This is a genomic window from Aquibium oceanicum (assembly GCF_001889605.1).
GTDB classification, from domain to species: Bacteria; Pseudomonadota; Alphaproteobacteria; order Rhizobiales; family Rhizobiaceae; genus Aquibium; species Aquibium oceanicum.
Map to the genome: position 1 here is coordinate 3,196,480 of NZ_CP018171.1, position 21,000 is coordinate 3,217,479.

A 21,000-nucleotide genomic window follows, 5' to 3' on the forward strand; every position below is an offset into this window, starting at 1 on the left:
GGCCGATGGCCGATCTGATCGTCGTCTACTGGCGGGACATTCCCGCGCAGGTCATCGTCAAGAAGGGTCGCACCAACGCCAAGCGGGAGCTCTCGCTGCGCTTCACCGAGGCGATCGACATGGCCGCCATGCGCTCCGGTTCGGCCGAGAGCGACGACTACCTGGCCGAATGGCGCAAGGCCGATCCGGTGCCCGTGAGCGACGATCTCGAAGCCGAAGCCAACAAGGCGGTGGCCGCGATCGAGGCCGAGTTCGACCGCGACCGTCTGGTCGCCCTTGCCAAGGCGGGCGGTCATGACCAGCGCTGATCCGAACACCGGCACCACCACGGCGAAGGGACCGGCAAGTGCGGCGCCGCAATCGCTGCCTCCGGCTGCGGCGGCCGGCGTGACCCAGGCCTCGATCGTCAAGAAGACCGCGCCGAAATCGGACTACAAGCCCTCCGACGTGTCGCCGCAGCGCCGCGTCCAGCGCCGCTACTCCATGCGCCTGTGGTCGATCCGCCATTCGCGCGCGCTGGAATGGTTCTACGCGCGCTTCGCCGACGTCTTCCTTCTCCTGCATCCGCTGTGGAAGGGCATCGGCTACGGCCGCGTCGAAGCCCCGGTCAAGTTCGTCGAGAAGCGGGTCAAGGGCCTGATGTTCGACTGCCGCATGTGCGGCCAGTGCGTGCTTTCCTCCACCGGCATGTCGTGCCCGATGAACTGCCCCAAGCAGCTTCGCAACGGCCCGTGCGGCGGCGTGCGTGCCAACGGCAACTGCGAGGTCGAGCCCGATATGCCCTGTGTCTGGCTAAAGGCTTGGGAAGGCTCGCGCAACATGGTCAAGGGCGACGCGATCCTCGCAGTACAGAAGCCGGTCGACCAGTCGCTGCGCGAGACGTCGGCCTGGCTGCGCGTCACCGCGCGCGCGGCCGCCGAACGCGAGAAGCGTGGCGAGGCAGCATGAGCGTGTCCGACCAGAACCCGGCCGGCCTCGACCTGCCGCTCGACCCCCTGCCCGGCCACTCTTCGCGCGGACGCCTGGAAAGGGTGCTTCGCCGCGGCGAATTCGCCGTCACCGCCGAGTTGAACCCGCCCGACAGCGCCAATGCGCAGGATGTGTACGACCGGGCGGCGATCTTCGAAGGCTGGGTCGACGGCATCAACGCGGTCGATGCCTCGGGCGCCAATTGCCACATGTCGTCGGTCGGCATCTGCGCGCTGCTCACCCGCATGGGCTTTGCGCCGATCATGCAGATTTCCTGCCGCGACAAGAACCGCATCGCCATCCAGGGGGACGTCCTTGGCGCCGCCGCCATGGGCGTCGGCAACATACTGTGCCTCACCGGCGACGGCGTTCAGGCGGGCGATCAGCCCGGCGCCAAGCCGGTCTTCGATCTCGACTGCATGTCGCTCTTGGAAACCATCCGCATCATGCGCGACGAGCGGAAGTTCCTGTCCGGCCGCAAGCTCACCACGCCACCCGAGGTCTTCCTCGGCGCCGCGATCAATCCCTTCGCGCCGCCCTTCGACTTCCGCCCGCACCGGCTGGCCAAGAAGGTCGCCGCCGGGGCGCAGTTCGTGCAGAGCCAGTATTGCTATGACGTGCCGATGTTCCGCGAATACATGAAGCGCGTGCGCGACCTCGGGTTGGTCGAGAACTGCTTCATCCTATGCGGCGTCGGCCCCCTCGCCTCGGCCCGCACCGCCAAATGGATGCGGACCAACGTGCCGGGCGTCCACATCCCCGACGCCGTCATCGCGCGGCTCGAGGGCGCTGCCGACCGGAAGAAGGAAGGCAAGCGCATCTGCGTCGACATCATCAACGAGGTGAAGGAGATCGAGGGCGTCTCCGGCATCCACGTGATGGCCTACCGGCAGGAGGAGTTCGTCGCCGAGATCGTCGACGAGTCCGGCGTGCTCAAGGGCCGCCGGCCTTGGCGCCGCGAAGCCGGCGCCGACGATGCACGCGTCGCCGAGAAGCTCGACCGCATCCTGCACGAGGAAGACGCGCAGTCGCCGGGCGACCTCGTCCGGCAGGCCGCCGGATAAGAATTCGCGTTCCCGAACCGTAGAAACATGAACCGCGTCACGCACGCACGGAGAGTTTGAAAATGACCCGCACGATCGTCGCCTCCGCGACCAGGGAAATCATCATTGGCTTCGATCAGCCCTTCTGCGTCATCGGCGAGCGCATCAACCCGACCGGCCGCAAGAAGCTCGCCGCCGAGATGGTCGCCGGCAACTTCGAGACCGTAATAAAGGACGCACTCGAACAGGCCGCCGCCGGCGCTACCATGCTCGACGTCAATGCCGGTGTCACCGCCGTCGACCCCAATGCCACCGAACCCGCTTTGCTCGTCCAGACGATGGAGATCGTGCAGAACCTCGTCGACCTGCCGCTGTCGATCGACAGCTCCGTCTCGGCCGCCATCGAAGCCGCGCTGAAGGTCGCCAAGGGCCGTCCGTTGGTCAATTCGGTCACCGGCGAAGAGGAGAAGCTGGAGGCGATCCTGCCGCTGGTGAAGAAGTACGACGTGCCGGTCGTCGCCATCTCCAACGACGAGACCGGCATCTCCATGGACCCCGACGTGCGCTTCGCGGTCGCCAAGAAGATCGTCGAGCGCTGCGCCGATTTCGGCATTCCCGCGCACGACGTTGTCGTCGATCCCCTTGTCATGCCGATCGGCGCGCTGGGCGATGCCGGCCGCCAGGTCTTTGCGCTCCTGCGCCGCCTGCGCGAGGAGCTGAAGGTCAACACCACCTGCGGCCTCTCCAACATCTCCTTCGGCCTGCCCCACCGCCACGGCATCAACGCCGCCTTCATCCCCATGGTCATCGGCGCCGGCATGACCTCGGCCATCATGAACCCCTGCCGCCCGCAGGAGATGGAAGCCGTGCGCGGCGCCAACGTGCTTGCCGGCACCGACAAGGACTGCACCACCTGGATCCGCACCTACAAGGACTACAAGCCCGGCGAACACGCCGCCCCCGCGCCGGTCCAGGTCAACGCACCCGGCGACGCCGGCGGCGGCCGCCGCCGCGGCGGACGCGAGGCACGGATGGCGCGGGGGTGACTCTGCATTGGTGCGCACTGACTTGAACACCCCCGCCGATCCCCTCGTCCTCTTCATGCCCTCTGGCAAGCGCGGGCGCTTTCCCGTCGGCACGCCCGTGCTGGATGCCGCGCGCTCGCTCGGCGTCTACGTGGAAAGCGTGTGCGGTGGCCGGGCGACCTGCGGGCGCTGCCAGATCGAGGTGCAGGAAGGCAGCTTCGCCAAGCACAAGATCGTCTCGTCCAACGCCCACATCTCGCCGAAGGGGGCGAAGGAGGCGCGCTACGAGCGCATCCGCGGCCTGGCGGAAGGCCGCCGCCTCTCCTGCTCGGCCACCATCCAGGGCGACCTCGTCGTCGACGTTCCGCAGGACACGGTCATCAACGCCCAGGTCGTGCGCAAGTCTGCGATCGACCGTATCATCGAGCGCAACCCCGCCGTCCAGCTCTGCTACGTCGAGGTCGACGAGCCCGACATGCACAAGCCGCTCGGCGATCTCGACCGGCTCAAGGTGATGCTGGACAAGGACTGGGGCTGGGACAACCTGCTCGTCTCGCAGTACCTGATCCCGCAGGTGCAAGGCATCCTGCGCAAGGGCAACTGGGCCGTGACGGCCGCCATCCACCGCGATCTCGAGGCCTCGCGGCCCAACATCATCGCGCTGTGGCCGGGCCTGCACAACGAGGCCTACGGCATCGCCTGCGACATCGGCTCGACCACCATCGCCATGCACCTGGTCTCGCTGCTGTCCGGGCGCATCGTCGCCTCGTCGGGCATGCAGAACCCGCAGATCCGCTTCGGCGAGGATCTGATGAGCCGCGTCTCCTACGTCATGATGAACCCGGAAGGCCGCGCCCAGCTGACGAAATCCGTGCGCGACGCCGTCACCGAACTGACGCGCAAGGTCTGCGCGGAGGGCGGCGTCGATCCCAACAACGTGCTCGACGCGGTGATCGTCGGCAATCCGATCATGCATCACCTCTTCCTCGGCATCGACCCGACGGAGCTCGGCCAGGCGCCCTTCGCGCTCGCCGTCTCCGGCTCGGTCCACACCTGGGCGAGCGATCTGGGGCTCGGCATCAACACCGGGGCGCGCATCTACATGCTGCCCTGCATCGCCGGGCATGTCGGGGCGGACGCCGCCGGCGCCACCCTGTCGGAAGGCCCGCACCGCCAGGACCGCATGATGCTGCTGGTCGACGTCGGCACCAATGCCGAGATTGTGCTCGGCAACCGAGACAGGGTCGTCGCGGCCTCCTCGCCCACCGGTCCGGCCTTCGAAGGCGCCGAGATTTCGTCCGGCCAGCGCGCCGCCCCCGGCGCCATCGAGCGCGTGCGCATCGATCCCGCCACGCTGGAGCCGCGCTTCAAGATCATCGGCTCCGACCTGTGGTCCGACGAGCCCGGTTTCGACGCCGAAGCGGAAAAACTCGGCATCACCGGCATCTGCGGCTCGGCCATCATCGAGGTCGTGGCCGAGATGTTCCTCGCCGGCATCATCTCGGAGGACGGCGTCGTGGACGGCACGCTTGCCGCACGGACCGACCGCATCCGCCAGACCGGCCGCACCTATTCCTACCTGCTCCACGCCGGCAAGCAGGAGATATCCGTCACCCAGAACGACGTGCGCGCCATCCAGCTCGCCAAGTCGGCGCTCTATGCCGGCATCAAGCTGCTGATGGAGAAGCTCGGCGTCGACCACGTCGACACGATCTGCCTCGCGGGCGCCTTCGGCTCCTTCATCGACCCGAAATACGCGATGATCCTCGGCCTCATCCCGGACTGCGACCTGTCGGAGGTTAAGGCCGTGGGCAACGCCGCCGGTACGGGCGCCCTGATGGCCCTGCTCAACCGCGACTACCGCCGCGAGATCGAGACGACCGTGCGCCGCATCGTCAAGATCGAGACGGCGCTGGAGCCGCGCTTCCAGCAGCACTTCGTCAACGCCATGGCGCTGCCCAACAAGGTGGATTCCTTCCCGCACCTCGCGGCTGCAGTCACTCTGCCCGAGCATTCGCCGCGCAGCGAGGATGCCGGCGACGAGGCGACGCCGCGCCGCCGCTCGCGCGAGGAGCGGGCGGCGCGCCGGAACCGAAGCTGACCGGAGGCGTTTGACGGAAGCCTTCCGCCGGAAGCCGGCTGCCGTCCAGGCCATTGATCGGACTTGACGATTTCCGCGGAAGGGGTCTTGATTGATCCCTTAGCGATCGGAATGTCCATGCCAAGCCTGAAGAGCCGTCTGGTCGGTCTGTATCTCAAGCTCACCCGCAAGAAGGGCTTCGCGAGCGCCAAGGACCTGCACGACTGGATCGTCTGGTCGAGGAAGCGCCAAAGCCACCTGCCCCCCGCCTCGATCATGCGCCGCATGGACGTCACCAGCCGCGAGATCGACGGCTTTCCCGTCTACGACGTCGTGCCCCGCGAGCGCTCCTCGGGCCACATCGTCTATTTCCACGGCGGCGCCTACTGCTTCGAGATCACGAGCTATCACTGGAAGCTCATCGCCGACATCGCCGAACGCACGGGTGCCCGCGTCACCGTGCCGATCTATCCCCTCGCCCCGGAGCACGACTTCCACGACATGTTCCGCATGGCGATGGCGACCTACCGCTCCGTGCTCGGCCAGAGCCGCGCGAGCGACGTCGTCTTCATGGGCGACTCCGCCGGCGGCAACATGGCCGTCGTGCTCACCATGATGGCGGCGAGAAAGCACGTGCCGCTGCCCGGTCGTCATGTCCTCATCTCGCCCGGGCTGGACATGGCGGTGACAGAGGCGATGACCGAGGCGGCCTGCCAGGATCCGTGGCTGGACGTGCCGGGCGGCGAGGAGGCGATCCGGCTCTACAGCGCCGGCATCGACGTAACGGACTGGCGCATCAGCCCCCGCTATGGCGACCTGTCGGTGCTGCCGAAGACGCTGATCTTCACCAGCACGCGCGACCTGCTCTGCTCCGGCACCATGGATTTCGCCGCGGCGGCGCGGCAGGCCGGCATCGACGTCGACCTCGTGGTCGAAGAGGGGATGTACCATGTCTGGCCGCTGATCGAGACCATCGAGGCGCGCCGCGCCAGGGACCGCATAGTCGAATTCCTGCGCGAGGTGGAAATGCCGAAGCCCGGCCGTGCGCCCGCCCCCGTCTCTGTCACGGCTCTCCCCGCCGAATAGCTGCGTCGGCCGGTCTCAGAATCGGCCGCTCTCCCGGAACGCCTCGAAGGTCGCGCGGATGTGGTCCGCCGCCGCCAGCACCGGCGCCGAGGCGTCCGGCGCGACGACCATGACGAGGTTGTAGTTGCCGATGTCCGGCAGCCCGTCTTCTTCGCCCAGCACGACGAGATCGCCCGCCACGAAGGATTTCGGCAGCGGGGCTACCGCGAGATCGGCCAGGATCGCCGAACGCTGTCCAGCCGTGTGGGCGCTCATGTAGGCGACCCGATACTCCCTGCCCATCTGTCCAAGCGCCTCCAGCGCGCCGGCGCGCCAGGCGCAGCCCTCCTCCCACAGCGATACCGGCAGCGGCTCGCGCATGTGGGCGCATCCCCCCTTGGCGCCGGCCCATACGATCGGCTCCGTCAGCAGCACTTCCGCGTCGGGCGCGATCGTCTTGAACGAGTTGGTCATCAGCGTGATGTCGAGCCGCCGGTCCTCCAGCCGCCGCCGCAGGCTGGCGCTCTGGTCGATCACGACGTCGACCGCGATCGAGGGATGCGACTGGGCGAAGCGCTTGAGCACCGTCGGCAGCACCCGCTCACCGTAATCGTCCGGCGAGCCGAGCCGCACCACGCCGCTGATATCGGGCACGATGAATTTCGACACCGCCTCGCGGTTGATCGCCAGCATGCGCCGCGCGTAGCCGAGCAGCATCTCGCCATCGATGGTGAGCGTTACCGCGCGCGCGTCGCGCTTGAAAACCGAACGCCCGAGCTGCTCCTCGAGCTTCTTGATCTGCATGGAGACAGCCGACGGCGTGCGGAACACGGCCGAGGCCGCGACCGTGAACGAGCCCGTGTCGGCGATCGCCACGAAGGTGCGCAGCACATCGAGTTCGAGCAGCGGCATGGGATGGTTGAGCGGTGCGTTCATGATGGGTTCCGTTCAGTTACGCTGATCCATATGATCATTCCATTTCGATTGATTGAACTATGGGATTGCCGCAAAGTCAAGCTGTCGCAAGGGAAATAGAAGATCGGAAAGGAAAGCCATCATGTTCCCCGTCACCGCATTCGGCCTGTTCGTGGAGGGCCTCACCCGCTTCCACGATCCCGCTTCCCGCGCCGGCACCCGCGTCCCGGAAAGGCACCGCGAGCAGCACACCGCGTATCGGCGCGAGCGTCTTTTCCGAAACCATCCGCGTGTCTGACGCGGCCAAACCGAAACGCGCCGGGCGTATCCCGAGCATCGAAAGCGGCCGGATCGGCGATCCCCCCGCAAACCAGAGGAGAAGTGAAATGTCCGTCATCGGAACCATCGGCAACCTGGCCCGCGCCTACAGGCGCCGCCGTGAAATCGCCCGCACCGAAAGAATGATCGGCGCCATGCCGCCTGAACTGCGCAAGGACGTCGGCTGGCCCGACAGCTACACCGCGCAGATCGGCCGCCCCGTCAGCCACGACTGGTCCAGGCACTGACATGAACCGACACGACCGGCGCCGTCGGCGCGAACAGGAACCCGCGCCGGCGGTATCCGCCAGATGTCGTTCGCCACGATGACGCAATCGCGCCACAGCTAACCCCGCCGCACCGCCGTCAATCGCCTGTAAACCAAAGGGTTTTCGGCCCCTGAAACGGAATGTCGCGATGTCGCTTTTCATGCGTTCCGCTTCGCATTCTCGTGTGCCGCGCCGCACCGCGAAGCCTATATGAGCCTCACACGAGCCGCCCGCTCCATTGCGCGAAGGACGACCCGCGAAACCCCGATTGCATGGAGACCGAAATGAAGTTCTTTACCCGCATGTTCGCCCGCCGCCCGTCCACCATCGCGACGGAACTCGAGCGCCAGCGCCTCGGCCGCACGATGCCCGGCCAGACCGGCGCGCTCGCCGCCGCCCGTCTCGGCTACACGCTCGGCTGATCCAACCATCCATCCGAACCGCATGACGAGGCGCCCGCGGACCGCTCGGTCCCGCGGGTGTCTTTCATTTCCCTTCGCGCACGCATCCGTGTTCGAATCGGAGGATTATTTGCTCTCCACCCGCTCCGGGGACGTTGACAGCGCCGGGTATTCCGGACGACACTTTTTTCGAAAGCGACATTAGATCGCCGGCCAATCACTCGGTTCTCGCGGGGCAGCACGTGAACGCCAAAGCGTCGGTCAAGAGATCCCTGGTCTTCTTTCTCATTCCCGACTTCACCATGGTCGCGTTCGCCACGGCGCTCGAACCGTTGCGCATCGCCAACCGCATGCTCGGTCACGACGCCTATCGCTGGCGGCTCGCCAGCTCCGACGGCAAGCCCGTCCGCGCCTCCAATGGCGTCGAGTGTGCGGTCGACACCTCGCTCGACGACGAGCGCCGCAAGATGGGCGGCCCAGAGCGGCCCTCCATGGTGGTGGTGTGCAGCGGCATAAACGTCGAGAAATACTCGAACCGCACCGCCTTCGCCTGGCTGCGCGAGGAATACAATCGCGGCGTCGCCGTCGGCGGCCTGTGCACCGGCGCACACGTGCTGGCCTCCGCCGGCCTGCTCTCCAACAAGCGCTGCGCCATTCACTGGGAAAACCTTCCGGGCTTCTCGGAGAAATTCCCCAAGGCCAACGTGTTCGCCGATCTCTTCGAGGTCGACCAGAACATCTACACCTGTGCCGGCGGCACCGCCTCGCTCGACATGATGCTGAAGCTGATCGGCGAGGATTTCGACGAACTCCTGGTCAACCGCATCTGCGAGCAGATGCTGACCGATCGCGTGCGCAGCCCGACCGACCGCCAGCGCCTGCCGCTGCGCGCCCGCCTCGGCGTGCAGAACTCCAAGGTGCTCGGCATCATCGAGCTGATGGAGGCGAACCTCTCCGAACCCCTGTCGCTGATCGAGATCGCTGACGGCGTCGGCCTGTCGCGCCGCCAGATCGAGCGGCTGTTCCGCCAGGAGATGGGCCGCTCGCCGGCGCGCTATTACCTCGAAGTCCGCCTCGACCGCGCCCGCCACCTCCTGATCCAGTCCTCGCTGCCGGTGGTCGAAGTGGCCGTGGCCTGCGGCTTCGTCTCCGCCTCGCACTTCTCCAAGTGCTACCGCGAACTCTACGCCCGCTCCCCCCAGCAGGAACGCAACGACCGCAAGCAGATGCTTGCGGCGTGAGTCAATTCCCTTGGATGAGGCGGCGAAAGAGCCTGCACCCTCATCGGAGGGACTCTCGTTCACGTTCACCGATGTATTGGACCGGAGCGATTATGTTGCAATGTGCATGCGACTATCACAACCGTCGCTCAAATCCTTAATTAGTGAATTTTTTATTGTTTTTTCAATCATATTGATTGCTCAATATCTATTCACCGCAAAGACATTTTCGGAATACGGTCGTTATTTTTTCTTAGAAGATGGATATATTCATTTCATGATGACTGTATTTCTCCTATTTGCATTTGCGCTTATAATTCAGAGGATTTCTACGATGCGCAAAGCGCGGAGGCATTTTCCTAATATAATAGGCGCAAACGAAGAATTCGAGATATACTTTAATCAGCTGGGTATCGAGCACTCATCCGAGGGTGCATTTTCACGACTGGAGTGGGCCATCGTCAAATACGTGCTTGAAACGAAACAGCATTTTTTCCTTGGTTTAGGTCCATACAACGCAGTCATCGTGCCGAAACGACTCTTCTCAGATGCGCTGCAGTTGGATGCGTTCCGGGGCTTTGTTCACCGCAGAGCGGGAGTCGGAAGCGAGACCGTCAAAGGTTAGAGAACCCAAAATGCCCATAGAACTTTCACCTCAATTCTCCCACATGCGCGACCGGTTCTGCCAGATCTTCTCCCCGATCAGGCAATCGTAACCCGCCGTCGCAGCAATCAATTGCACCGGCAACCGCTCGCTCTCGCGCGGCTCGGGGAACAGGCCGGCGAGCTCCAGCACCAGCTTGCGCCGGATCGCCTCTGGAAACTGCGACCAGTCGTTGACCGGAATGACGAAAGCGCCCGGCCCGCCGATCACGCAGTTCTCGTAATAGACGTCGAGGTCCTTCACGTCGTAGACGGTCGAGAAGCCGCTCCGCGTCATCAGCGGCAGGCCGTTGATCGTGATGCCCTTTTCCACGATCCCGTCGCGCGTCACATCGACCTGTTCGCCCTGGTTGTTCGGCCCGTCGCCGGAGATGTCGATCACCCGCTTCATGCCGCGGAACCCGTTGTCCTCGAACAGGCCCTCGGCGAAGGTCAGCCCGCCCGAGATCGACGTCCTGCGGGCGCTGCGCGGCGGCGTGGCCGTCATCTGCTCCACGAAGGCCTCGGCCTCGCCGAGCGACCCGATGCGGGTCCACGGGACCACGACGCGCTGCGTGAAGTCGCCGGCCCATTCGAAGTAGGTGACGGCGATCTTGCCGTGCACGCCGTCGCGGATCGCCTGGATGACGTTCTCGTGCACGAGCGCGGCGGCATATCCGTCGCGCTGGATCTCCAGCTCCATCGGCGACATCGAGAGCGAGACGTCGACCGCCAGCACGAGTTCGACGTCGACCACCTCGTCGTCCTCGGGATGCGTCGCGTTCTGGGCAAGACCCGGAAGGGGGCCGAGGAGCAGCGAGGCGAGCCCGACCGCCAGCGCACCGAAGGCCGTCTTGCGCATGGGACGGGCTCTTGAGCCAGTCCGCGTCCTGTCTTCCGTCATCAGCCTCGCTCCATGCCGCTCCAGATCTTCTCGCCGATCGTGCAATCCGACCGCCCCGCCACGAACTGCGCAGCCGTGCCGGAGGCCTTCCGGAACAACGTCTCGCCGCCCGAAAGCTCGATCACGAGCTTGAGGCGCACGGCCGCCGGAAACTGGTCCCAGTCGCTGACCGGAAGGATGAAGGCGCGCGGGCCGCCGATCACGCAGTCGGCGTAATAATGGTCGAGTGTGCCGGCGGTGCCGCCCGCGAAGGCGCGCGGATCGAGCATCAGGGGCAGCCCGTTGATGGTCACCCCCTCGTCCACCGCCGCGTCGCGCGACAGCGTCACCAGTCCGCCCTCGTTGTTCGGCCCATCGCCCGATATGTCGATCACACGCCGCGTGCCGCTGAACTCGTTGTCCTTCAGCACCCGCATGGAATGGCGGATGGCACCGGAGATGGATGTCTGGAAGAGGTTCGCCACCTTCGCCGCCTGGAGCTGGTCAGCCACGCGCCGGGCATCGGCGGCGCTGCCGATCGCGGTCCAGGGAACCACCATCCGCCGCGAACCCGACGCGCCCCATTCGAAATAGGTGAGCGCGATCCGCCCGTGCGGCCCGTCGGCGATCGCCTGGATCACCTCGCGCGACCTCAGCGCCGCCGCGTAGCCATGCCGCTGCAGCGCAAGTTCTTCCTTCGTCATGGAACTGGAGGTGTCGACCGCCAGGACGAGTTCGACGTCGACGGGATCGAGGGAATTCTCCGCCACCCGGTCCGAAGCACGAAGCGGCAGGGACGATATCAGGGCGAGCGCACCGACGGCCGCTCCCGCAATCCTGGAGACGCAACGGCTCATGGGCACGATGATAAGGAAAAAGCCCGCCATTGAAAGCGCACCCCCGGCGCGGCCGGCTCATGCGCGTTCACATTCGCGCGAACGTGGCCGGCGCGGGAACGCCGGACACCGGCCCGCTGCCGCGATCGCAGGCAGACGATCAATTCGGCGGCTGCTCCGCCCGCCCGCCGCTTGCTCACCACCGACACAATGCTGTCAGCAGCTCTTGCCCCGGTGACAAGTTTCGCATGTCCGCCGCGCCGCGATCGCGCTAGTCAGCGCGCACCGGACGACCGATCCGGCTCCTTCTCGCCACTCAGCCGGTGCCCGCCATGAACGACTATCTTCCCCAGCTTCTGCTCGCCTGGTCGATCCAGACCATGGGCATCGTCGCGCCCGGCCCGAGCGTGATGCTGATCCTCGGCGTCGCCACCGGCAGAGGGCGGCTGCCGGCATTGGTGACGGCATTCGGCGTGGCCTGCGGCTCGATCGTCCTCGCCACTGCGACGGTCCTCGGCATCACGGCGATCTTCGCCGAAGTCGCCGCCTTCATGACGGCGATCCGCTTCATCGGCGCCGCCTATCTGCTGTGGCTCGCGTACAAGGCCTTCCGCAATGCCGTCAAAGTGCCCGAACTGCACCTGAAACAGGTCCCGTCGCTCAGCGCATGGCGGGCCGGCCTCACCGGCTTCACGCTGCAGATCACCAATCCGAAGGCGATTCTTTTCTGGCTGGCCATCGCCAGCGTCGGCGGCGTGGGCAACGCGCCGGCGCCCGCCATCGCGCTGTTCATCGCGGGCGCCTTCGTCAATTCCTTCATCGGCCACGGCGGATATGCGCTGCTCCTGTCGTCCGGACCGGTGCGCCGCATCTATTTCCGCTTCCGCCGCTGGGTCGAAGCCGCGCTCGGCGGCTTCTTCGCCGTCGCCAGCTACACGCTCGCGACGTCTCGCTAAGAAGTCGCGATCAGCTGCGCGGCTTCAGGTTCTCCGGATCGTAGAGCGGCTTGTACCCCACGGCGGCCACTTCCACCGGATAGGTCTCGCCAAAATACTCGACCTCCAGCTTGCGCCCTTCCTGGCACCAGGCCCAGGGCAGGTAGGCGAGCGCGATGTTCTTGCCGAGTGTCGGCCCGTAGGCGACCGAGGTCGTGAAGGAACGGCGGCCGAGTTCGTCGACCAGCGTCTCGCCCGTTTCCGGGTCCAGCACCGGCATGACGCCGACCGGATAGCGCGCCACGCCCTTCGAATCGCGGTTCTCGGTCATCACAAGCGTGCACAGCATCGCCGGCTGATGCTCGCGGGCGCGGTATTCCAGGTGCTTCGCCTTGCCGCGGAAATCCGCCTCCTTCACCTTCGGGCGCGCCAGGTCGGCTTCCAGAAGGTTGTACTCGGTCAGAAGGTCGGCGTTCTGCAGGCGCAGGCTCTTTTCCATGCGCCGCGAGTTGGCATAGGTCTCGACGCCGAAGGCCATTACGCCGGTCGAGCGCAGCGCGTCCCACACCGCCAGCCCGTCCTCGTAGGCCATGTGCAACTCCCAGCCCTGTTCGCCGACATAGGAGATGCGGAAAGCGGTCACGTCCTTCCCGGCGATGCGGATCGGCTTGATCGCGGCGAAGGGGAAATTCTCCTGCGACAGCGCCTCGGGCTCTTCCACGACCTGTTGCAGCGTAGCCCGCGCGTTCGGACCCCAAATTCCGATCGTCACATACTTCTCGCTAACGTCGGTGATCGTGACATCGAAGCCTTTGTCCTCTGCGACGCGGCGCATGTAGTGGAAGTCGCGCGGACCCGCGTCCGCGCCGTCGACCACGCGGCAGCGATCGGCCATGCGGATCACCGTCAGGTCGGCGCGCACCATGCCCTCGTCGTCGAGGAAGTGGGTGTAGATGCCCTTGCCGATGTTGGCGTCACCGCCGATCCTGGCCGCGCAAAGCCACTCCATCAGCGCCACGTGGTCCGGACCTTCCACGTCGTACATCGCGAAGTGCGACAGGTTCACGATGCCGACGTTCTCGGTCATCTCCAGATGCTCGGCATTGGAAACGCGCCAGAAGTGTCGGTTGTCCCACTCGTTCTCGCGCACCGGAACGCGGTTGCCATATTTCTCGAGCAGGTGCTCGTTGGCGGCGTAGCCGTGCGCCCGCTCCCATCCGCCGAGTTCCATGAAATGCCCGCCGAGTTCCTTCTCGCGCTCCCAGAAGGGCGAGCGGCGCACGTCGCGCCCCTTGGAGAAGGGTTCGCGCGGGTGGACGGCGGGATTGTAGACCTTCATCGCCGTCTCGGTGCAGCGGTCCCAGATGAACTGCTCCTTCATCTGGTGCGGATAGAAGCGCGCATAGTCGATCTGGTGGTGGTCGATCTCGGTGCGGCCGTCCGTCATCCAGTCGGCGATCAGCTTGCCCACCGCCGGACCGTCCTTGACCCAGACGGCAACCGCGTACCACAACCCCCTCGCCTTCTGGCTCTCGCCCGCCGACGGTCCGCCGTCGGTCGTCACCTGCAGCAGTCCGTTGAAGGAATGGCTCTCGTTGTAGCCGAGTTCGCCCAGGATCGGCGTCAGTTCCATGGCCCGCTCCAGCGGCTCCATGATCTGCTCCATGTCGAGGTCGCGCTGCGACGGCGACAGGCGGGACTCGTGCTTCTCCAGAATGTCGCGCGGGTGGCAGAGCCGCGGATTGGTCTCCTCGTAGTAGCCCCACTCGATCTGCCCTCCCTCGGCGGTCTTCGGGTCGCCGGTGTCGCGCATGTAGGCCGAGTTGCCCTGGTCGCGCAGCAGCGGCCAGCCGATCTCCTTGCCGGTGCCCGCGAACTCCGTATAGGGCCCGAAGAAGGTCAGCGGGTGGTCGATCGGCATCACCGGCAGGTCCTCGCCCGCCATTTCCGCGATCAGCCGTCCCCAGATGCCCGCGCAGACCACGACGTGGTCGGCCTCGATCGTGCCCCGGTCGGTGACGACGCCCTTGATCCGGCCGTTCTCGATGACCAGCGACTTCGCCGGCGTGTTGGCGAAGGCCCTCAGCTTACCCGAAGCCTCGGCCTGGTCCACGAGCTTGCCCGCCACCGTCTGCGAGCGCGGGATGACGAGGCCGGCATCGGGGTCCCACAGGCCCCCCTGCACCATGGATTGCTCGATGAGCGGGAATTTTTCCTTGATCTCCGCCGGCCCGATCAGTCGGGCGCGCGTGCCGAAAGCCTTGGCGGAGGCGACCTTGCGCTTGATCTCGTCCATGCGCGCATCGTCGCCGACACGCGCCACCTCCAGCCCGCCGACGCGGGCGTAGTGGCCCATCTTCTCGTAGAAATCGATCGAGTAGAGCGTCGTCCAGCACGACAGGAAATCGTGGCTCGTCGTGTAGCAGAAGTCGGACGCATGCGCCGTCGAGCCGATGTCGGTCGGGATCGATGACTTGTCGATGCCCACGATGTCGTCCCAGCCGCGCTCGATCAGATGGTGTGCCACCGACGCGCCCACGATCCCGCCCAGCCCGATGATGACGACCTTCGCCCTTGCCGGAAATCCTGCCATTGTCCGCCACTCCCGATGTCTTTCGGGCGCGGACTATAGGGCGGCTCGGCGTCGGTGTTGCAGCCTGTTTGCGACATCGTCGACGAGCCCCGCGACCCCCGACGCTCATACCGGAGCGACGGATCGAGGAAGTCGGGCGGCGGGGGCGATGGGCGTTAATCTTAACATCAAGTTAAGATCACGCCTTAACCGATTCTGCGGCCGATCATGTTATGAGCAAGACATGAATTACATGGCCGCCGCCCAATCGAAAGCGTCCCACCCGCACGATCGTCCCGGGAGTGACAGTCTATCGGCAGCATCCGTCCCGTCCGCTTGGCGCGTTGACCTTCGCTCGGAGTACGATTTCCTCCAGCCGGAGTATGCCGAGCTCTTTGCCGCATCGGATGCCACCGCCTTCCAGCATCCGGTCTGGCTCCATCACATCTATACATCGCTCGCGCCCGCCCGCCGGGCGCGGATGGCGGTGGTCACCATCCGCGACGCCGCCGACCGCCTCGTCGGCCTGGTGCCGCTCATCCTGCGCACGAAGACGGGCGTACGGCTGCTGGAAACCACCGATCTCGGCGTCTCCGACTATGCCTGCCCGGTCCTGCATCGCGACGTCGCGGCGGAACTCCTCGCAACGCCCGGGCTTCGCGAACGAATCGCTTCCATTCTTCCGCCCCACGACATCATGCGCATCCGCCCGATCCGCAGTGAACACGCCGATGTCTGGCAGGCGCTCCTGGGTGGCAAGCCGGAATTCCTCGGCTTCTCCGCGCACGCGACCGAACTCGGCGACGATCACGCCCGCTGGCGCGCCGAAAAGGCGGTGAAATCCCTGCGGGGACGCCTTTCGCGCGCCGAAAAGCAGATCGCCAAGCAGGGCGGCGCGACGCTGCACAGGCTGCAAACCGAAAGCGACATCCGCGCTGCTCTCGCCGCGATCCAGTCCCTTCGTGCCGGCCGCTTCGATGGCGATCCGATCCAGGAAGATCTCGTCCGCGACTTCTATGCCGAAGCCGCGCTTGCCGGCGCAAACGAAGGCTTCGCCGGCCTCTACCGGCTCGACATCGACGACGCGCCCGCGGGCTACGTCTTCGGCCTCTGCTGGCGTGGGGTCTACCACTACCTGCTGATCGGCTGCGACTACCAGACGTACTCGCGCTGCTCGCCGGGGCTGGTGCTCTACGACCGCATCATCGGCGACTTGATCGATCGCGGCGACCGCGTGTTCGACTTCACCATCGGCGACGAGCCCTTCAAGGCGGATTTCGGCACCGAGGCAACGCCGATGTTCGGCCTCTTCGAGACGCCGACCTGGCTCGGTCGCCTCGCCCGAACCGCCTTCGAAGCGCGGGAGCGGCGCAAGCGCGCACGCGATTCCGAGGACGGAGCGGCGGGCGGAAAATAATGCAGCTGTCGGGGGGACACATGGCTGACGTCAGCAAGATGCCTTTTCTGGAGAACTCGATGATCGTGGCGGCGCATGCCGACGACGAAATCCTCTGGTTCAACTCGATCGCCGCCGATGTCGACCAGGTGATCGTCGTCTATTGCGACTTCTGGGCCCATCCGGACCTCGGGTCCGCCCGCGCCGCCTCCTTCGCCGAATATCCGCGCGACAACGTCGAGTGCCTGAAGATCGACGAATCGGGCGCCGCCGGCTGCGCCAACTGGGCATCGCCGCAGTTGACGAACTACGGCATGGCCCTCGGCGTCGAAGCCAACCGGCGCGCGATCATGCGTCTGGCCAAGAAGTCGCTCTCGATGGTCGCCGCCTATGATCGAAACAGGATCGCGGGCGAGAGCGTCCTGTCGGCCTATCGCCGGAACTTCGACGCCATCTGCGACGCCCTGCGGCCGAAACTCCGTGCCGACATGAACGTCTTCACCCACAATCCATGGGGCGAGTACGGTCACGAGGAACACATCCAGGTCTTCCGCGCGCTCGAAAAGCTGCGCGACGAGATCGGCTTCCGCCTCTGGATTTCCAACTACTGCACTGACCGGGCGATGCCGCTGGCGCAGCGCTATTTCCGCTCCGAGCCGGCCGACTACGTCCGCCTGCCCTGCAACAAGGCCTTCGCCGAACAGGTCGCCTCCGTCTACAAGAAGCACGGCTGCTGGACCTGGGCCGACGACTGGGTCTGGTTCGACGACGAATGCTTCATGGAAGCCCCGCGCGAACACTCCCGGGACGAGCCGCACCGCCACCTCTTCCCGCTGAACTTCTTCTCGATCGGCGATTTCCCGCAGCGCAAGGGATGGCTGCCCCTCGCGATGACCGCCACCGCCGCCTCGGTCGCTCTCGCGGCCACCATCGCGGACTGAGGATGCGGGACGACGAAAAGCGCGCGGCTGGAAAACCGCAGCGCTCGTTCGAGGATTCGAGTGGTGCATATCTGACGCTTGGTACCGACTTGGAAGTCCGCAATGGGCTGGGGAGCAGAATGGCGACTTTCGGAGAGCTGTTTGCGAAAGCGGATCTTCAACTGCTTGCTAAGTGGGACAAACGTTGACCCAAAATAACCACCCGCATTATACTTCTACGTGGAGTTCATGATCGCGTTCCCCTTTCCGTTTGGATCCGGTAGAGAATTACGTCCCTTCAATATCGCGGGTATGCAGTGCCAAAAAAACGTTCTTCACCGCTGATTTTCCTAAGTCACTCAGTTGCCGATATTCGACTGGTTGAAGCTTTCGAAACATTACTTGCCAAAGCGCTGAACATAACCTCCGAGAGTATCTTCTGCTCCAGCCTAGAGGGTCAGGGTGCAACGAAGGGAACGAATTTTGTCGACGCAATCAAAGACAAGGCTGTTGAGGCCAAGGCGATCGTTGCACTAATATCGCCGGCTTATATGGAAAGCCCTTTTTGTCTTGCCGAGTTGGGTGCATCTTGGGTTTTGAATACTCACCGCTTCCCTATCGTCGTTCCACCGAACACGTTTGAGGTCATGCAGGCCACTCTTCTAGGAGTGGTTGGAGTGAGGATTGATCAAGCAGAAGCTCTTTCGCAACTCTTAGAAGATATCGGTGAGGCGTTGTCACTGCCGGCTCCAAAGGCCGGTGTGCGAGCGCGAGCGATGCGTGATTTCAGCAAGGCGTGGCCTGAACTGGAGGATAGTTTAGGAAAAGCCAAGCGCGTTGATGCTTCTACCCACGATAAGGCACTCGCCGACCTCAAGACATCGCGGGAAGCGTGGGAGGCTAGTGAGCAAGAGCTAGAAGTGGCTAAGGCTCATATAGAGGCGCTCAAAAATACCAAGGACGCAACGCAGGTCGCAGAAGTCAGTAAAGCGTTCGAGGATACAGATTGGGAAACTGAATTGGATAGCGCTATTAGCGAAATTTCTGGCCTAGCGTCCGAAGTGGGTGGCGGACAAGTCTTGCGGCACATGATCTTGGAACTTCTCGGGAAGCCATCCCATCCTGATCTCAATGACGAATATATCGGACGAGCTATCGAGATTGACGTTTTTGATCCCGACTCCAAGACTTGGAACCATCTTTCGGACGAGATGAAGGCCCTTTCGAAAGCGATGGAAAAGGTGCAGGCCGTTTTCGACGAATACGAGGACATGGCATCAGAACTAAAGCGCCAAGGCAAGCGCAATAAAGCCGACGACATCCGGTTCTGGGAACAACAGCTGAGACTGTAGGCTTGCCTTCTAATCAGGGGCTCATAAACCCAGTTCGATCGGGTCTTAATCTTCTGGCCTGACACGGCCGCTTCGGTAAAACAGAAGCGCTACGGTTTCGAACGCGATAAGGTCGCCTCCTGCCGTCCCCCTCGGGTACCAGGCGTCCGATCCGCACCACCAGGCAGCGACTCAGGCGAAGGCCCAGACGTCCTCGGAATAGATGCCGATCTGGTATCCCGCCGTCGTCAGCTTGACGAGCACCCGCCCGACATCTTCGGGCCGCAGCGATCCCAGTTCCACCTTGATCATGCCGGGGCGGTAGCGGTCGAGATCGAGCTGGTCGAACACGATCCAGTCCGCCCCCTCGCAATCGACGAGGAAGGCGTCGATGTAGTCGATGCCGTTGCGGTCGAGCACGTCCTGCAGCGTGTCGGACGCCACTTCGATGTCCTTGAGATAGGGCGTGTAGGCCTGGAAATGCGTGTCCAGTTCGCCCCAGGCGCCGACGCCAGACATCAGGTTCGTGTCCGTCGTGGTGGAGCAGCCGATGAATTCCATCGGCAGCTTGCCCGATTCCAGCGCGGCGGAATCGAAAGTCTTGACCGAGATCGTCCCCTTCGCCCGCGTCACCGCGACCGGCTCGATGACGAAGCGGTCTTTGTCGGGATAGTTCTTGCGCAGCCGCGATTGATTGTAGGGGATCGGCTCCACCAGCACCGCGCGCGATCCGGGGATGCGCTTCAGCCAGGGCGTCACGTCGTCGTAGAGTTCCCCGTCGCAGGCGCCGACATTGACCATCTGGAAGGGACGGCCCTTGCCGAAGCGCGCCTTGAAGGCGGCGTGCGCGAGGAACTTGGTGCCCTGCAGCGAGGGTCCCCGGCGCAGGATGGAGGCCGGCAGGCCGAGCGACGCCGCCAGGCGCGCCGTATGCCGGAGGGAATTGCGGATGGCGTCGTTCATGCGGAAAGCCTTCCCGTTGCTGTGTCGAAACGCGGCTTCCATCGTGTCAGCACAATGAACAGCATTCCGGCGATGAACACGAAATAGAACCGGTCGTCCGGCAGCGGGAAGCTGGCGAACTTGCCGAGCGTCCCGATGGCGAAGGCGAACATCAGCGCGTTGGCGCGGCCGTCGCCCATCTTGCCGGCGCGCTGGAGCAGCGCCCAGGCGGCGATGAGGACCACGTAGAGCCCGGGCCAGTCATTGTCGATGAACGCTACCATCAGGCCCCGCACATAGCCGTGCGCCATGGCGAACAGCGAGAAGTCGGGCGAGAAGTTGATCATCGAATGCTGGATCTGGACGCATGAGAAGTAGAAGTGCGGCCACCATCCCGGATGCCCGGACAATTTCTCGATCGCCACGCAGGAAACGAAGGACACCGCGAACGTGACCGCGATCGGCAGCTTGCGCCAGCCGAAGACCAGCGCCGTCAGGAGAAGCGCGAAAACGAAGATGATGTTGTCGGGCCGCACCAGCACGGAGGCGAACAGGAGCACGCACGCCGCGATGTCCTTGCCTTTCATCAGCCAGTAGACCGCCACGAGCGACAGGACTGCCAGCAGCATGTCCGGCGTGACGGCCGTCGTCATGTGCGTCAGGTCGGCGAGCATGAGAGCCGGGATGAGCAGGAACGAGGCCTGGAGCGCCTTTTCCTCGCGAAGCCAGAAGAGGGCCAGCAAACCGATGCCGAGCAGCGGCAGCACGTTGAGCAGGACCGACGCATGTGTGAGCCCGAAGACCGGCTCGAGCAGGCGCAGCGCCTGGACATAGGCGATCTTCACCCGGAACATCGAAAGCTGCGATTCGAAGTCGGCCGGGTTCTCCCACTGGTGCACGTTGTAGGGATTGCCGTACTGGAGATTGTAGAGCTGCCCTTCGCGGGCGCCCTTGCTGATCTCGGCCCAGGTCTCCCTGTGCAGGTCGACGGGATCTTCGTAGCGGTTCTCGAGCGCCGAGCCGATATAGGCCAGCATGTCCCAGTTGTAGTCCGGGCGCACCCAGGAATAGACCGCGATCAGCACGACCGTCGCGACGAGAAAGACTGCGCCCAGCCGCTCGATCAGCGTCTTGTTCGATGCCGCCTCGACCGCCCTGTCGGCCACCTGCGTGCTCAAGGCCCAGTCGATGGCCGTCGTCCGTTCCGCTGCGCTCATTGACGCTCTCCGTTCCCCGTT

The 21,000-nt window shown here is 64.7% G+C and carries 22 protein-coding genes; 16 read left to right on the plus strand and 6 right to left on the minus strand.

Annotated features, from left to right (window positions below; translation table 11 throughout):
* Positions 1-5: 5 nt before the first annotated feature.
* The 6 genes from BSQ44_RS15595 to BSQ44_RS15620 all read left to right on the plus strand — a co-directional run bounded on the left by BSQ44_RS15595 (position 6) and on the right by BSQ44_RS15620 (position 6,203).
* Entirely contained in the window at positions 6-308 is a 303-nt protein-coding gene (locus BSQ44_RS15595; RefSeq protein WP_072605780.1) for a virulence factor, read from the plus strand.
* Positions 295-948, plus strand: coding sequence for a methylenetetrahydrofolate reductase C-terminal domain-containing protein (locus BSQ44_RS15600; protein ID WP_083534769.1), 654 nt, complete (start codon positions 295-297; stop codon positions 946-948). Before BSQ44_RS15595 ends, BSQ44_RS15600 begins: the two co-directional genes overlap by 14 nt.
* The gene (locus BSQ44_RS15605) at positions 945-2,033 is read left to right on the plus strand and encodes a methylenetetrahydrofolate reductase (protein ID WP_072605783.1); all 1,089 of its coding nucleotides are present in this window, start codon (positions 945-947) and stop codon (positions 2,031-2,033) included. The genes BSQ44_RS15600 and BSQ44_RS15605 overlap by 4 nt, the downstream gene beginning before the upstream one ends.
* Before the next feature lie 62 nt (positions 2,034-2,095).
* Entirely contained in the window at positions 2,096-3,058 is a 963-nt protein-coding gene (locus BSQ44_RS15610; RefSeq protein ID WP_072605785.1) for a methyltetrahydrofolate cobalamin methyltransferase, read from the plus strand.
* A gap of 55 nt (positions 3,059-3,113) precedes the next feature.
* On the plus strand, positions 3,114-5,138 hold the full coding sequence (locus BSQ44_RS15615) for an ASKHA domain-containing protein (protein ID WP_072608098.1): 2,025 nt from the start codon (positions 3,114-3,116) through the stop codon (positions 5,136-5,138).
* A 117-nt stretch (positions 5,139-5,255) separates the two neighbouring features.
* The gene (locus BSQ44_RS15620) at positions 5,256-6,203 is read left to right on the plus strand and encodes an alpha/beta hydrolase (protein WP_083535007.1); all 948 of its coding nucleotides are present in this window, start codon (positions 5,256-5,258) and stop codon (positions 6,201-6,203) included.
* Between the two features lie 15 nt (positions 6,204-6,218).
* Here the strand turns inward: BSQ44_RS15620 and BSQ44_RS15625 are convergent, their stop codons facing one another.
* Positions 6,219-7,118 carry a LysR substrate-binding domain-containing protein gene (locus tag BSQ44_RS15625; protein WP_072605790.1) on the minus strand — a complete coding sequence of 300 codons (900 nt, stop codon included), beginning with the start codon at positions 7,116-7,118 and terminating at the stop codon, positions 6,219-6,221.
* A gap of 121 nt (positions 7,119-7,239) precedes the next feature.
* Here BSQ44_RS15625 and BSQ44_RS26915 point away from each other — a divergent pair, with 121 nt between their 5' ends.
* The 5 genes from BSQ44_RS26915 (at position 7,240) to BSQ44_RS26355 (ending at position 9,930) form a co-directional block, all read left to right on the plus strand.
* Positions 7,240-7,395, plus strand: a complete 156-nt coding sequence (locus BSQ44_RS26915) for a hypothetical protein (RefSeq protein WP_157894608.1) — start codon at positions 7,240-7,242, stop codon at positions 7,393-7,395.
* Between the two features lie 88 nt (positions 7,396-7,483).
* Positions 7,484-7,663: a hypothetical protein gene (locus tag BSQ44_RS15630; RefSeq protein ID WP_072605792.1), complete on the plus strand. Its 180-nt coding sequence runs from the start codon at positions 7,484-7,486 to the stop codon at positions 7,661-7,663.
* Positions 7,664-7,968: 305 nt separating this feature from the next.
* Entirely contained in the window at positions 7,969-8,106 is a 138-nt protein-coding gene (locus tag BSQ44_RS27225; RefSeq protein ID WP_169858330.1) for a hypothetical protein, read from the plus strand.
* A 281-nt stretch (positions 8,107-8,387) separates the two neighbouring features.
* Positions 8,388-9,326: a GlxA family transcriptional regulator gene (locus BSQ44_RS15635; RefSeq protein WP_378215616.1), complete on the plus strand. Its 939-nt coding sequence runs from the start codon at positions 8,388-8,390 to the stop codon at positions 9,324-9,326.
* Between the two features lie 10 nt (positions 9,327-9,336).
* Positions 9,337-9,930: a YcxB family protein gene (locus BSQ44_RS26355; protein WP_157894609.1), complete on the plus strand. Its 594-nt coding sequence runs from the start codon at positions 9,337-9,339 to the stop codon at positions 9,928-9,930.
* Positions 9,931-9,960: 30 nt separating this feature from the next.
* Here the strand turns inward: BSQ44_RS26355 and BSQ44_RS15645 are convergent, their stop codons facing one another.
* Both BSQ44_RS15645 and BSQ44_RS15650 read right to left on the minus strand, forming a co-directional pair.
* On the minus strand, positions 9,961-10,809 hold the full coding sequence (locus BSQ44_RS15645; RefSeq protein ID WP_072605796.1) for a DUF1194 domain-containing protein: 849 nt from the start codon (positions 10,807-10,809) through the stop codon (positions 9,961-9,963).
* Between the two features lie 41 nt (positions 10,810-10,850).
* On the minus strand, positions 10,851-11,717 hold the full coding sequence (locus BSQ44_RS15650) for a DUF1194 domain-containing protein (RefSeq protein ID WP_072605798.1): 867 nt from the start codon (positions 11,715-11,717) through the stop codon (positions 10,851-10,853).
* A gap of 281 nt (positions 11,718-11,998) precedes the next feature.
* Between BSQ44_RS15650 and BSQ44_RS15655 the strand changes: the two genes are divergently transcribed.
* The gene (locus BSQ44_RS15655; protein WP_072605800.1) at positions 11,999-12,622 is read left to right on the plus strand and encodes a LysE family translocator; all 624 of its coding nucleotides are present in this window, start codon (positions 11,999-12,001) and stop codon (positions 12,620-12,622) included.
* Positions 12,623-12,632: 10 nt separating this feature from the next.
* On the opposite strand, the gene BSQ44_RS15660 is transcribed toward BSQ44_RS15655, so the two are convergent.
* Positions 12,633-15,194: a GcvT family protein gene (locus BSQ44_RS15660; protein WP_072605802.1), complete on the minus strand. Its 2,562-nt coding sequence runs from the start codon at positions 15,192-15,194 to the stop codon at positions 12,633-12,635.
* A 223-nt stretch (positions 15,195-15,417) separates the two neighbouring features.
* Here BSQ44_RS15660 and BSQ44_RS15665 point away from each other — a divergent pair, with 223 nt between their 5' ends.
* The 4 genes from BSQ44_RS15665 (at position 15,418) to BSQ44_RS15680 (ending at position 18,841) form a co-directional block, all read left to right on the plus strand.
* On the plus strand, positions 15,418-16,590 hold the full coding sequence (locus BSQ44_RS15665; RefSeq protein WP_072605804.1) for a GNAT family N-acetyltransferase: 1,173 nt from the start codon (positions 15,418-15,420) through the stop codon (positions 16,588-16,590).
* A gap of 20 nt (positions 16,591-16,610) precedes the next feature.
* Positions 16,611-17,510: a PIG-L family deacetylase gene (locus tag BSQ44_RS15670; RefSeq protein ID WP_235633246.1), complete on the plus strand. Its 900-nt coding sequence runs from the start codon at positions 16,611-16,613 to the stop codon at positions 17,508-17,510.
* A gap of 2 nt (positions 17,511-17,512) precedes the next feature.
* The gene (locus BSQ44_RS15675; RefSeq protein WP_072605806.1) at positions 17,513-17,698 is read left to right on the plus strand and encodes a hypothetical protein; all 186 of its coding nucleotides are present in this window, start codon (positions 17,513-17,515) and stop codon (positions 17,696-17,698) included.
* 108 nt (positions 17,699-17,806) lie between these two features.
* Complete coding sequence (locus BSQ44_RS15680; protein WP_072605808.1) at positions 17,807-18,841, plus strand: toll/interleukin-1 receptor domain-containing protein; 1,035 nt, start codon at positions 17,807-17,809, stop codon at positions 18,839-18,841.
* A gap of 171 nt (positions 18,842-19,012) precedes the next feature.
* On the opposite strand, the gene BSQ44_RS15685 is transcribed toward BSQ44_RS15680, so the two are convergent.
* The gene (locus BSQ44_RS15685) at positions 19,013-19,783 is read right to left on the minus strand and encodes an FkbM family methyltransferase (protein ID WP_072605810.1); all 771 of its coding nucleotides are present in this window, start codon (positions 19,781-19,783) and stop codon (positions 19,013-19,015) included.
* Positions 19,780-20,979, minus strand: coding sequence for a hypothetical protein (locus BSQ44_RS15690; RefSeq protein ID WP_072605812.1), 1,200 nt, complete (start codon positions 20,977-20,979; stop codon positions 19,780-19,782). The genes BSQ44_RS15685 and BSQ44_RS15690 overlap by 4 nt, the downstream gene beginning before the upstream one ends.
* Positions 20,980-21,000: the final 21 nt, after the last annotated feature.

Bases quoted from the DNA above. Each gene is read 5' to 3' on its own strand.
- BSQ44_RS15595 (WP_072605780.1), top strand. From the start codon at position 6: ATGGCCGATCTGATCGTCGTCTACTGGCGGGACATTCCCGCGCAGGTC.
- BSQ44_RS15600 (WP_083534769.1), top strand. From the start codon at position 295: ATGACCAGCGCTGATCCGAACACCGGCACCACCACGGCGAAGGGACCG.
- BSQ44_RS15605 (WP_072605783.1), top strand. From the start codon at position 945: ATGAGCGTGTCCGACCAGAACCCGGCCGGCCTCGACCTGCCGCTCGAC.
- BSQ44_RS15610 (WP_072605785.1), top strand. From the start codon at position 2,096: ATGACCCGCACGATCGTCGCCTCCGCGACCAGGGAAATCATCATTGGC.
- BSQ44_RS15615 (WP_072608098.1), top strand. From the start codon at position 3,114: ATGCCCTCTGGCAAGCGCGGGCGCTTTCCCGTCGGCACGCCCGTGCTG.
- BSQ44_RS15620 (WP_083535007.1), top strand. From the start codon at position 5,256: ATGCCAAGCCTGAAGAGCCGTCTGGTCGGTCTGTATCTCAAGCTCACC.
- BSQ44_RS15625 (WP_072605790.1), bottom strand. From the start codon at position 7,118: ATGAACGCACCGCTCAACCATCCCATGCCGCTGCTCGAACTCGATGTG.
- BSQ44_RS26915 (WP_157894608.1), top strand. From the start codon at position 7,240: ATGTTCCCCGTCACCGCATTCGGCCTGTTCGTGGAGGGCCTCACCCGC.
- BSQ44_RS15630 (WP_072605792.1), top strand. From the start codon at position 7,484: ATGTCCGTCATCGGAACCATCGGCAACCTGGCCCGCGCCTACAGGCGC.
- BSQ44_RS27225 (WP_169858330.1), top strand. From the start codon at position 7,969: ATGAAGTTCTTTACCCGCATGTTCGCCCGCCGCCCGTCCACCATCGCG.
- BSQ44_RS15635 (WP_378215616.1), top strand. From the start codon at position 8,388: ATGGTCGCGTTCGCCACGGCGCTCGAACCGTTGCGCATCGCCAACCGC.
- BSQ44_RS15645 (WP_072605796.1), bottom strand. From the start codon at position 10,809: ATGCGCAAGACGGCCTTCGGTGCGCTGGCGGTCGGGCTCGCCTCGCTG.
- BSQ44_RS15650 (WP_072605798.1), bottom strand. From the start codon at position 11,717: ATGGCGGGCTTTTTCCTTATCATCGTGCCCATGAGCCGTTGCGTCTCC.
- BSQ44_RS15655 (WP_072605800.1), top strand. From the start codon at position 11,999: ATGAACGACTATCTTCCCCAGCTTCTGCTCGCCTGGTCGATCCAGACC.
- BSQ44_RS15660 (WP_072605802.1), bottom strand. From the start codon at position 15,194: ATGGCAGGATTTCCGGCAAGGGCGAAGGTCGTCATCATCGGGCTGGGC.
- BSQ44_RS15665 (WP_072605804.1), top strand. From the start codon at position 15,418: ATGAATTACATGGCCGCCGCCCAATCGAAAGCGTCCCACCCGCACGAT.
- BSQ44_RS15670 (WP_235633246.1), top strand. From the start codon at position 16,611: ATGGCTGACGTCAGCAAGATGCCTTTTCTGGAGAACTCGATGATCGTG.
- BSQ44_RS15675 (WP_072605806.1), top strand. From the start codon at position 17,513: ATGCGGGACGACGAAAAGCGCGCGGCTGGAAAACCGCAGCGCTCGTTC.
- BSQ44_RS15685 (WP_072605810.1), bottom strand. From the start codon at position 19,783: ATGAACGACGCCATCCGCAATTCCCTCCGGCATACGGCGCGCCTGGCG.
- BSQ44_RS15690 (WP_072605812.1), bottom strand. From the start codon at position 20,979: ATGAGCGCAGCGGAACGGACGACGGCCATCGACTGGGCCTTGAGCACG.